The 12,470-nt window shown below is 30.5% G+C and carries 9 protein-coding genes; all 9 read left to right on the forward strand.

What is annotated here, in order from left to right; translation table 11 throughout:
* Positions 1-26: 26 nt before the first annotated feature.
* The 9 genes from CXF68_RS10785 (at position 27) to CXF68_RS10825 (ending at position 12,360) form a co-directional block, all read left to right on the forward strand.
* Positions 27-575: an RNA polymerase sigma factor gene (locus CXF68_RS10785; RefSeq protein WP_101044565.1), complete on the forward strand. Its 549-nt coding sequence runs from the start codon at positions 27-29 to the stop codon at positions 573-575.
* Positions 568-1,113 (forward strand): hypothetical protein, encoded by a 546-nt coding sequence (locus tag CXF68_RS10790; RefSeq protein ID WP_101044567.1) that lies wholly within the window; start codon positions 568-570, stop codon positions 1,111-1,113. The genes CXF68_RS10785 and CXF68_RS10790 overlap by 8 nt, the downstream gene beginning before the upstream one ends.
* On the forward strand, positions 1,070-2,587 hold the full coding sequence (locus CXF68_RS10795) for a hypothetical protein (RefSeq protein WP_101044569.1): 1,518 nt from the start codon (positions 1,070-1,072) through the stop codon (positions 2,585-2,587). The genes CXF68_RS10790 and CXF68_RS10795 overlap by 44 nt, the downstream gene beginning before the upstream one ends.
* Positions 2,588-2,680: 93 nt before the next feature.
* Entirely contained in the window at positions 2,681-4,162 is a 1,482-nt protein-coding gene (gene cysS, locus CXF68_RS10800) for a cysteine--tRNA ligase (protein ID WP_101044571.1), read from the forward strand.
* Between the two features lie 7 nt (positions 4,163-4,169).
* Complete coding sequence (locus CXF68_RS10805) at positions 4,170-4,685, forward strand: GNAT family N-acetyltransferase (protein WP_101044573.1); 516 nt, start codon at positions 4,170-4,172, stop codon at positions 4,683-4,685.
* A gap of 1 nt (position 4,686) precedes the next feature.
* Entirely contained in the window at positions 4,687-4,923 is a 237-nt protein-coding gene (gene yidD, locus CXF68_RS10810) for a membrane protein insertion efficiency factor YidD (protein ID WP_101044575.1), read from the forward strand.
* A 91-nt stretch (positions 4,924-5,014) separates the two neighbouring features.
* The gene (gene lgt, locus CXF68_RS10815; RefSeq protein WP_101044577.1) at positions 5,015-5,842 is read left to right on the forward strand and encodes a prolipoprotein diacylglyceryl transferase; all 828 of its coding nucleotides are present in this window, start codon (positions 5,015-5,017) and stop codon (positions 5,840-5,842) included.
* A 244-nt stretch (positions 5,843-6,086) separates the two neighbouring features.
* Positions 6,087-8,591 carry a M14 family metallopeptidase gene (locus tag CXF68_RS10820; RefSeq protein WP_101044579.1) on the forward strand — a complete coding sequence of 835 codons (2,505 nt, stop codon included), beginning with the start codon at positions 6,087-6,089 and terminating at the stop codon, positions 8,589-8,591.
* A gap of 91 nt (positions 8,592-8,682) precedes the next feature.
* Positions 8,683-12,360 (forward strand): reprolysin-like metallopeptidase, encoded by a 3,678-nt coding sequence (locus CXF68_RS10825; protein WP_101044581.1) that lies wholly within the window; start codon positions 8,683-8,685, stop codon positions 12,358-12,360.
* Positions 12,361-12,470: the final 110 nt, after the last annotated feature.

A 12,470-nucleotide genomic window follows, 5' to 3' on the forward strand; every position in this document is an offset into this window, starting at 1 on the left:
ATCGTCTTTAGTGTAAGAAATAAAAAATGAAGTCAACCAAACAGTTACATCAATCAATTATAGATGCATGTAAAAACAATGAGGCAAAAGCACAAATGCAATTGTATGATTTGTATTGCGAAGCGATGCTTACAATAGCGTATCGTTATGTAAATGATAAATTTTTAGCTGAAGATATAATGCAGGAAGCGTTTTTAAAAGCGTTTAAGCATATAGGAAATTATAAAGGAGAAGTAGTATTTGGAGCTTGGTTAAAACGAATTGTAATTAATCAAAGTATTGACTGGTTAAAAAAGAAAAAAATAGCATTCGTTTCTATAAATGAAGAAACAAGCGCGATAGTAGATGAAGAGGATTGGAGTATAGCTCCTGTAATTTCTCATAAAGAAATTATAAATTGTATTCAGCAATTAAAAGATAAATATAGAATAGTAGTAACCCTGTTTTTGTTAGAAGGATATGATCATGGAGAAATTTCTCAAATATTAGAAATTTCAGAAGCAACCTCAAGAACACATTTGTTAAGAGGAAAAAGGAAATTACAAGAACAATTAAAAGTAGTATATCATGTTTAAAGATATTAGAGAAGTTTTAAAAAATAGGAGTGATAAACCAGTTGAGATATCTAAAGATCATCGAAAAAAATTTCAACAAAAATTGATGAAAGAATTACATAGCGAACCATCAAATAAAAAATCATATCAATGGCTATATATTGCAGCATCAATTGTAATGCTGTTAGGTTTATGTGTAAAATTTTATCCAACAAGTGTTGCTCCAAATGAATATAAAAATGAAATTAGTTTAGGAAGTGTTTCTCCCGAGTTAAAAACAATAGAATCATATTATATAAATACTATAAACTATGAACTAAGTCAGTTAGAATTAACTGATGATACTAAAGAATTTTTTGACGGTTATTTTGCGAAAATTGGCGAATTAACCAAAGAATATAAATCGTTAACCGAAGAGCTCAATACCAAAGGAATTAACGACAATACCATCAATGCATTGATTGGAAATCTGCAATTGCGTTTACAGCTGTTAAAACGTATGCAAAAACAATTAAATGAACTTAAAAACACAAACCAAAATGACATTCAAGCAATTTAAAATAAGTACTTTTTTAGTACTTGTAACAAGTGTTGTATTCGCTCAGAAATATGATAAGAAATTTAATGAAAATTTTAAAACAAATAAAGATGCTGTAGTTACCATAAATGCATCGAATGCAACTATTGATGTAACAACATGGAATAAAAATGAAGTATCTGTTGAGGCGATTATAGAAGTTGAAGGACTTGATAAAAAAGCAGCAGAAAAATATTTAAAAAACTGGAGATTTGAAGCTTTAGGGAATAAGAATAAAGTCCAAATTAATGCAAATAATAGTAGCGTTCATTCTTTTGGTAATGATAATATTGTGTTTTTTAATTCATCCAAAAACAATCATCCTAACGTATATCAGTATAATACAGAAGATCGTCAGGTTATTGTAATACCTGAGATACCAGAAATTGAAATACCAGAAATGCCCGAATTACCAGAAATAGTGATTCCTGAAATTAATTTTGAAGAAATAGTATCTGGTTTAGATCATATAGAATTCGATTTTGATAAATATGCAAAAGATGGAGGGAGTTATTTTTTTCAATGGAAAGATGGCGTTAATGATATTACTATAAAATCTAAAAAAGAGTGGGAGAAGTTTAAAAAAACAAAAAAATATAAGAAATTTAAAAAAGCACAAGAAAAAAGAAAAATAGCGCTTAAAAAAGAATTAAAAGAAGTTAGAGCTACACTAAATAAAAAAGAATTAAAAAGAGAAATAGCAAAAGCGAAAGCTGAGATTAAGAGAGTGAATAGAAAGGAAGTAAGAAGAGAATTGTTAAAAGCTAGAGAGGAGATTAAGAGAGTGAGAAAAGAAGTTAAAAATGTTCATTATTCTTATTCAACAGGTAGTAATAATTTTATGGTTGATGGTAAAAAAGTTAAAGTAACTAAGAAACTTGTTATTAAAGTACCCGAAAATGCTACTTTCGATTTAAATACACGTCACTGTAAAGTTAAATTACCAAAAACAAAAGCTTCAGGAAAAGTAAGTTATGGTACTTTTAAAGCTGATGTATTAAATGGAGGTAAATTAAATATTTCGTTTTCGCCAGTAAACATAAATTCATTAAACACATGTACTGTGTTTTTAAATAACGTAACCGATGCTCATGTAGCATCGGTTGCTAATACAACTTTAAAAGCTAATTCATCAGGATTAACTATTGATGTTGTTCGTGAAAATACAGAAATAGATAGTGAATTTGGGGAGTTGTCAATAAATAAAGTGGCCTCTGATTTTAACTTATTAAAAATATTTTTAAATTATTCGAATAGTACGATTAAAGTATCAGATTTAGATACAACAATAAGTATTGATAGTGAAAAAGGGAAATTTGAATATGACGATGTAATTGGGGATTTTAATAAAATACTTAAAAAACGAGATTTATCAGTAAAGTTTACACATCCATCAAAAACATCTAAGAATAAATTTATTTTAACTGCTAATTATAGCAATATAAAGCTAAAATAAGTTTTATATTTTAACAAAAACTTCACTAAAATTACATTTCATTATTCCTTATAAAGTGCCTATCTTTAGCATCTGTAAATAGTCACTTTTCCTATGAAATTATACAAAGAAAATCAATTAAAGGTATATAATTCTTTATCAAAAAACAAAGAGCTTTTTAAAACTGTAAACGACGGATATGTAGGTATGTACGTTTGTGGTCCGACAGTATATAGTAATGCCCATTTAGGAAACGTACGTACATTTATGTTCTTTGATGTGGTATATCGTTATTTATTACATTTAGGTTACAAAGTGCGCTATGTACGTAATATTACCGATGCAGGTCATTTAGAAAATGATGCAGATGAAGGAGAAGATAGAATCGCTAAGAAAGCCCGTTTAGAAGAAATTGAGCCAATGGAAGTAGTACAGCGTTATACTGTAGATTTTCATGATGTTTTAAAAAATTACAATTTTTTACCACCTAGTATAGAGCCAACTGCAACAGGCCATATTGTAGAGCAGATTGAAATGATTAAAGAGATCATGGAGAAAGGTTTTGCGTATGAAGTTAATGGATCAGTATATTTTGATGTATTAAAATATAATGAAACTGGTAACTACGGAATTCTTTCTGGTAGAAAAATTGAAGATGCAATTCATAATACACGAGTTTTAGACGGACAGTCAGATAAGAAAAATCCACAAGATTTTGCCCTTTGGAAAAAAGCAGACGAACGCCATATTATGCGTTGGCCTTCTCCTTGGAGCGATGGTTTTCCGGGGTGGCATTTAGAATGTTCAGTAATGAGTACAAAATATTTAGGAGAGAAATTTGATATTCACGGTGGTGGAATGGATTTAAAATTCCCACATCACGAATGTGAAATCGCACAATCTCAAACATGTAGTGGTGTAAGCCCTGTGAATTATTGGATGCATACTAATATGTTGCTGTTAAATAGTCAAAAAATGGCTAAATCAACAGGTAATTTCATTCTTCCAAACGAAATTTTAACAGGAGAAAATAATGTTTTAGGAAAAGCATTTTCAGCAAGTGTAGTTCGTTTTTTTAACATGCAAGCTAATTATAGAAGTATTTTAGATTTTTCTGGAGAAGCTTTAGAAGCTTCAGAAAAAGGACATACAAAACTAATGGAAGCTGTTAATTATTTAAATAAAATTGAAGCAAGCAAAACATCAACCTTTAATATTAATAGTTGGAAAAATGATTGTTATGCGGCAATGAATGATGATTTTAATACACCAGTACTAATTTCATATTTATTCGAAGCTGTAAAAAATATTAATCAAATAAAAGAAGGAAATGCTAGTTTAACTGCTGAAGATTTAGAAGTGTTTATTAAAACAATGAATGCTTTTGTTTTTGATGTTTTAGGATTGATGAATGAAAAATCCGAAGGAAACAATTCAGGTAAACTAAGCGGAGTTGTTGAAATGTTAATTGAAATGCGAAAAGAAGCAAGAGAAAATAAAAATTGGGCATTATCTGATGAAATACGTGACAGGTTATTAACATTAGATATTCAATTAAAGGATGGTAAAGATGGTACAAGTTTTTCTATAAACTAAAAATTAGATGATTTTTCAAACAAAACGACTTTTTGTTAAAGCTATCGATGAGGTTCATAAAAATGAATTTACAGAGTTATTAACTGCTAATGAAATTATAGCAACAATACCTCAAAAAAGACCATCAGATGAGAATGTTGAAATAAAATTTCAGCAAGCACTTTCTTTTGAAGGGAATATAAAAGTTAACAAAAAAACGATTTTAGGAATTTTTGAAAAAGATAAAAATGAATTAATAGGTTTAGCAGCTTTTTTAACTAATAATGATTTAGATAGAGAGTTAGGTTATCGTTTTAGAGAATCGTATTGGGGAAAAGGTTATGCAACTGAAATAGCAGAGGAAATGATTAATTATTCTTTTAATATTTTAAAAATAGAGAAAATTACTGCTGATGTGTGGGTAAAAAATATTGCATCTATTAAAGTGCTTAGTAAGTTTTTAAAACCAGTAAAAGAGTTTTATAACGAAAATGATGATTGTACTGATAAGAGGTATGAGTTATTAAAAAAAGACTGGATTTAATTTGAAAAAAACACTAACATATCCATTCATATTATTGGTTCGTTTTTATCAAACAGCAATATCACCATTTACACCAGCCACGTGTAGGTATAGCCCAACATGCTCGGGTTATACAATTCAAGCTTTACAAAAACATGGTTTGTTTTATGGAGGCTGGTTGGCAATAAAAAGAATATTTAGCTGTCACCCATGGGGAGGAAGCGGATATGATCCTGTGCCAGAAAAAAAGAATAAGTAACCGTTACTTCGAGCGCAGTCGAGAGGTTTTAGAATAATAAATTAATAAATAGGTTTCGACTGCGATCGACCTGACATATAATTAAAAGTAAATGAATTTTTTATCTATAGTATGGGATTTAGATCCTGAAATCCTGAAAATAGGAAGCTTTGGTATACGTTGGTATAGTTTAATGTTTGTAGGTGCTTTTGTGTTAGGGCTTCATTTAATGAAGAAAATTTATATAAATGATAAAATAGCTGTCGAAAAATTAGACCCTCTATTTATGTACGTATTTATTTCTATGTTAGTAGGAATGCGTTTAGGAGATGTTTTCTTTTATAGTTGGGGTTATTACCAAAATCATTTATTGGAAATATTTTTACCAATGAAAGAAATGGCTGATGGTTCGTGGAAATTTACTGGTTTTACTGGATTTGCAAGTCATGGAGCTGCCATTGGTATTCCGATAGCCTTATATTTTTATAATAAAAAACATTTACAAAAATCTTGGTTGTTTATTTTAGATAGATTAGGAATAATAGTTGCCTTAGCAGGATTCTTTATTCGTTTAGGTAATTTTTTTAATTCTGAAATTTATGGTAAACCTACAGGAAGTAGTTTTGGTGTAGTTTTTAAAAGAGCTGGTGAAACAGTAGCTTGCCATCCAACTCAATTGTATGAAGCATTTAGCTACTTAACATTGTTTTTTGCACTTTGGTATTTTTATTGGAAGACAGATAAAAAAAATCAAACAGGATTTTTATTTGGTTTGTTTATGGTTGTGTTATGGTCGCTACGTTTCTTCATCGAGTTTTTAAAACAAGCGCAAGTTGAAGGAAGAGAAGATTGGGTATTTAATTCATTAAATACTGGGCAAGTATTAAGTATTCCTTTAGTTTTAATCGGTTTTTGGTTAATGTTTAGAAAAACGAAATAACTATTTTAATTACATGCTTTATAAAAGAAAATAATATTTTATAGTTTTTAAGTGTTAACTATAGTAGTATAAAGAGTTGTAATTTACCTTTTAACTTACGTATAATTGAGGTTTAGATTAATAAATTAGATGCTATTTTAACAGCTCTTTTTTATCTGAATTTTTAAGTTGTTGTTTTGTAGGCCTATGTTATATAAAATAACGTTTTTAATACATTTGTTAACTTATCAAATAACTTAAATTAATGAAGAAAGTTTTTTTATTATTATTGATTTTTACATCGATAAAAATAGTTGCTCAACAAAAAATAGATTTATCATATTATTTACCAAAAGATGTATCTTATAATAAAAAAATACCAACACCAAAGTCTGTAATAGGCCATGAGATAGGTGAGTGGCATATTACACACGATAAGTTAGTAGAATATATGAAGGCTTTGGCAAAAGCTTCAGATAGGATTTCTATTGAAAATAGGGGTAAAACATATGAAGGAAAACCTTTATTACTGTTAACAATTACTTCATCTAAAAATCAACAAAATTTAGAAGAAATTAGAAAACAACATATAAAAGCAACTGATAATGCTGCTATAGATGTTTCTAAACAGCCTATAATTGTGTATCAAGGGTTTTCTATTCACGGAAATGAAGCAAGTGGAACAAATTCTGCATTAGCATCAGCGTATTATTTAGCATCAGCTGAGGGAGAAAAAATAGATGAGTTATTAGCTAATACGATAATTTTATTTGATCCGTCATTAAATCCAGATGGATTACAGCGTTTCGCATATTGGGCAAATACAAATAAAGCAGATAATATTAATCCAGATCCGAATGATAGAGAATATCATGAAGTTTGGCCCGGAGGAAGAACAAACCATTATTGGTTTGATATGAATAGAGATTGGTTACCTGTTCAATTGCCAGAATCTAAAGCAAGAATAGCATCATTTCATAAATGGTTACCAAATATTTTAACAGATCATCATGAAATGGGAACAAACTCAACGTTCTTTTTTCAGCCAGGAATTCCTAGTAGAACGAATCCGTTAACACCACAAATAAATCAAGATTTAACAAGGGAAATAGGAGCATATCATGCAAAAGCTTTTGATAAGATAGGTTCTATTTATTATTCAGAAGAAAGTTTTGATGACTTTTATTACGGAAAAGGATCAACATTTCCAGATATAAATGGAAGTATCGGAATTTTATTTGAACAAGGTAGTTCTCGCGGTCATGCACAAGAAAGTGAAAACGGGATATTAACATTTCCATTCACCATTCGTAATCAATTTACAGCTACTTTATCAACTTTAGAGGCAGCTAAGAACATGCGAGTAAAAATATTAAAGTACCAGCAAGACTTTTATAAGAACTCACGAAATTCAGGTGAAAATAAAGCAATTATTTTTGGTGATGAAAAAGATGCAGTAAAAACGTATCATTTAGCAAAGGTTTTAAAAAGACATAAAATTAAAATACATGAACTAAAAGAAGATTTTTCATCTAAAGGAAAAAAATTTAAAAAAGGGTATAGTTATGTTGTACCAATGAATCAGAAAAATAATCGATTGGTAAAAGCAATGTTCGATGTTCGAACAACTTTTAAAGATAGTTTGTTTTACGATGTTTCTGCATGGACATTTAATCATGCATTTGGAGTAGATTTTTCTGACAATATTTCATTGTCAAAAGCAGGAAAAGAGGTTGTTGAATTAAAGAAAAAAGAAGGAGTTATAAAGAATAGAAGTAGTGTAGGCTATTTGTTTTCTTGGAATGAATATGAAGCCCCAAAAGCATTAAATAGCATTTTAGTAAAAGGTTTGAGAGCAAAAGTAGCAATGAAGCAATTTATAAATGAAAATGAATCATTTGACTATGGAACAATTTTTATTCCTGCACAAAATCAAAAGTTAACAGAATTAGAGTTGTTTAATTTTTTAGATAAAATTGCTTTAGAAAATCATATTCAAATAAAAGGTGTTGCTACAGGATTAAATGATGGAATTGATTTAGGAAGTAGGAATTTTAGAGCAATAAAACCTCAAAAAGTAGCAATGCTAGTAGGTAATGGAATTACGAGTTATGATGCTGGTGAAATTTGGCATTTATTAGATCAACGTTTTAATATGAAACTAACAAAGTTAGATGTTTCATATGCATCGCGAATTAATTTGAGTAAATACACAACGATTATTGTACCAAATAGTTCTTCTATACATAAGAACTTAGAGGGTAAGTTAAAAAAATGGGTTCGTAACGGTGGAGTTTTAATAGGATATAGAAATGCAGTTAATTGGTTAGCCAATAAGAATTTTATTAATTTAAAATTTAATAAAACTAAGATTAATAAAATCGAAAATATTTCGTTTGAGAATAAAGGGTTACAATCAGGAGCACAAATAATTGGAGGTGCTATTTTTGAAGCAAATATTGATCGTTCACATCCTGTAAGTTTTGGGTATAAGAACGATAAAATAGCATTATTTAGAAACACGCGTCAGTTTATTCAATCTGATGTTAAGAGTTATAATAACCCAATTCAATATACAAACAATCCTTTGTTGAGTGGTTATATATCTAAAGAAAATTTAAACGAATTAAAAAATACAGTTCCGTTTAAAGTTGAAAGGTTAGGGGGTGGTAGAGTAATTGTTTTTACAGATAATACAAATTTTAGAGGTTTTTGGTTCGGTACAAATAAGTTGCTAATGAATTCAATATTTTTTGGAAGGATAATGTAATTTTTTTGCAATTAATTGTTTTTTAATGTGTTATTGTTTTTTTGTTGATGTTTTTTTTTACCTTTAGGTAAATTAATTAAAGTCCCTCAGTATGAAAAACAAGTTATTTTTAGCCATGTGCATGGCTAGTACTATTTTATTTTCTCAAAATAGTAATTTTTGGAAGCAAGACAATTCACAAAGAAGTAATGCTAGTAAATCAGCTTTAGAAAAAAAATTACCAGATAAAGAAATTTATAACCTAGATTTAAAAGGTCTTAAAAAAGCTTTAGTAAAAGCTCCTAAAAGAAATTTTAATAAGAAGTCAACATTAATTATTTCCTTTCCAAATTCAGAAGGAAGGTTAGAACGTTATTATGTTTCTGAAGCCTCTGTATTGCATCCTGATTTGGCAAAAAAATTCCCAAATATCAAATCTTATTCAGGTACAGGTGTTGATAACCCGTTAGAAAAAATTAGATTTAGTATATCTCCAAAAGGATTGCAAAGTATTCGTTTGGTTGCGGATAAACCAGCAGTCTTTATTGAGCCATATTCAAAAGACTTAAAAAAATATACTATATATAAACGATTAGATAAACCTAAAGATGTAGAAGGGTTTAAATGTGATGTAAAACCAGGTGATAGAAAATCTAGAAAAGGTACCAATACTTCTGAAAAAAATGCAGATGACGGAATGTTAAGAACGTATCGTCTTGCAATTTCTACGACAGGTGAATATACAGCGTACCATGGAGGTTCAAAGGCGCAAGCTTTAGCAGCTATGAATGCAACAATGACAAGGGTTAATGCAATATATGAATCTGATTTTAATGTAACAATGGTTCTTATCGCAAATACCGATGCTGTTATTTATACCGATGCAGCAACTGATCCATACACGGGGAGTTTTAACTCTCAATTACAGGCAACTTTAACAAGTGTAATTGGTGAGGCAAATTATGACATAGGTCATTTATTTGCGAAAGCAGGAAACAATGGAAACGCAGGCTGTATAGGTTGTGTTTGTGTTGATGGAAATAAAGGAAGCGGTTTTACTTCACATACTATACCTGCTGGAGATGCCTTTGATGTTGATTTTGTAGCTCACGAAATGGGGCATCAGTTTGGTGGAAACCATACTTGGACCCATGGAGGAAATGAAGGGAAAAATGTACAAATGGAACCTGGTAGTGGAACAACTATTATGGGGTATGCTGGTATTACAGGAGCTACTGACGTACAGCCGCATAGTGACCCGTATTTTCATGCAGCTACGATAGCGCAAGTAACAGATTATATAAAATCGACATCTTGTCAAACAAATACACCAACAGGAAATACAACACCTGTAGCGAATGCAGGGAGTGATTATACGATTCCTAAAGGAACTTCATTTGTGTTGAACGGTGTAGGAACTGATGCGGATGCAGCTGATATATTAACATACTCTTGGGAACAAATGGACGAAAATGGTGCAAGTTCTACATATCCAAGTACTACAGCAACTTCAGGTGTAGCTTTCAGGTCATATTCACCAACAACTAACCCTTCTCGCTATTTCCCTAGGTTGGAAACAATAAAAAGTGGAAATACTTCATGGAAATGGGAAGCAGTGCCAAGTGTAGCACGTGTTTTAAATTTTAGGTTATCAGTTAGAGATAATAGAGTAGGAGGAGGAAGTAATAATAGTGATGATATGAAAGTGACTGTAAATGGAAGTGCAGGTCCTTTTGTTGTAAATTCTCCTAATAGTAATGTAACTTTAAGTAGTGGAGTAACAGAAACAGTTGCGTGGAGTGTTGCAGGTACAACAGGAAATGGGATTAATGCTGCTACGGTAGATATTTTATTATCTACCGATGGTGGAGATACTTATCCAATTACATTAGCTAGTAATGTAACAAATGATGGTTCACATAATGTGATAATTCCTAATGTTTTAGGTACTGAAAATAGAATCATGGTAAAAGGAAGTAATCATATCTTTTTTGATATTTCTAATGCTAATTTTACAATTAGTAGCCCTCAGTCTTGTACGGCTGTTGTGCCTACTGGTTTACTAGTTGGTAATGTGAGTGATATTGGAGCAATAGCTTCTTGGAATGAGGTTTTAGGAGCCGCTTACCAAATAGAATATAAAAAAATAACAGATTCATCTTGGAGCTCTAGTAATACTTCAGGAACAAGTTTTGTTATGGCGAATTTAGAGGCAACTACAAATTATGAAGTAAGAGTGAAAGCGGTATGTAGCGACGGTAATATGTCTGATTTTACGAGTATAGTTGATTTTACAACGACAGAAGTTCAAATAACGTATTGCGACGCAAAAAGTACTAATATAAATGATGAATTTATTGGTAGTGTAAAGTTAAATACTATTGATAATACTTCAAGTGGGCAATTTTACTCAGACTTTACTAGTATATCTACAACTGTTGCTCGAGGAGCGGTACAGGAAATTACGATAACTCCTACATGGACAGGAGGTAGTTATAACGAAGGCTATGCTGTTTGGATAGATTATAATAAGAATGGTAGTTTTAGTGATACAGGAGAATTAGTATGGAGTAAAAGCCAATCAAAAGATACTCCAGTAGTGGGTAACTTCACAGTACCAACAACAGCTGTATTGGGAGATACTCGAATGAGAGTAGCAATGCAATATGATGCAATACCAAGCCCTTGTGGAGATTTAAATTATGGAGAAGTTGAAGATTATACGGTAAATATTACAGGGGATGCAATTGTGGATACAGAAGTACCTGTTTTAACCTTGTTAGGAGATAGTGTTGTAAGCTTAAATATTGGAGATGCCTACACCGATTTAGGTGCTTCAGCATTAGATAATATCGATGGAGATATAAGTGGTAATATTGTTACAACAGGGGCAGTAGATGTAAACGCGGCAGGAACGTATACACTTACTTATAATGTTTCTGATGCAGCAGATAATGTAGCAGTTTCAATAATTAGAACAGTTAATGTAAATGAAGTATTTACTGGGTGTGTTAATGGAATAAATAGCTACCCATATGCAGAATCTTTTGATAATTCTTTTGGTTTATGGACACAATCATCTAATGATGACGTAAATTGGAGAAGAAAAAAAGGAGCTACTCCGTCAGGAGGAACTGGGCCCACATCTGCAACAGATGGAGCACGTTATATTTATGTTGAAGCTTCAGTAAGAAAGACAGGCTACCCTAATAAAAAAGCTATTTTAAACTCACCATGTTATGATTTATCAGGATTAAGTTCGGCGACTATCTCTTTTCAATACCATATGTATGGAGCGGATGATATGGGAACAATTGCTTTAGAAATTAGTGAAGATAATGGAGTAAGTTGGAATTCTATTTGGAATCAGTCAGGGAATAAAGGAAACTCATGGTTGTCGGCTTCAATTAGTTTAAATGATTATGTAGAAAAAGGAGTTCAATTACGTTTTAACCGTGTAACAGGTGGTAGTTGGAAAGCTGATATAGCTATAGATAAATTTGAAATTACTGCAGTAAATACTGCATCAATTGTAAGTAGAGAAAACGAAAAAAACGAAGAAGTTATAAGATTCTCTGTTTATCCTAACCCTGTTAGTAATCAAATTAATATTATTAAGCCTGTAGGTTTAAAAACTGTTAATTATGGTATTTATAATTCTTTAGGACAGGAAGTGAAAAAAGGAAAAACATTCAATAGTATTGATGTGAGTGATTTACAATCTTCTATTTATACAATTATTTTTAAAGAATATAAAAGTGCTAAAAGTATTAGGTTCATTAAAAAATAATAAAATAAGTTCTCACTAATTTTTTATGTTTTTAGTGAAATTACATTTAAAAAAACAAGCGTTTAGAAATTAATTTCTAAACGCTTGTTTAATTATTGGTAGTTTAATTA

It is taken from the genome of Tenacibaculum sp. Bg11-29 (genome assembly GCF_002836595.1).
Classification (GTDB): domain Bacteria; phylum Bacteroidota; class Bacteroidia; order Flavobacteriales; family Flavobacteriaceae; genus Polaribacter.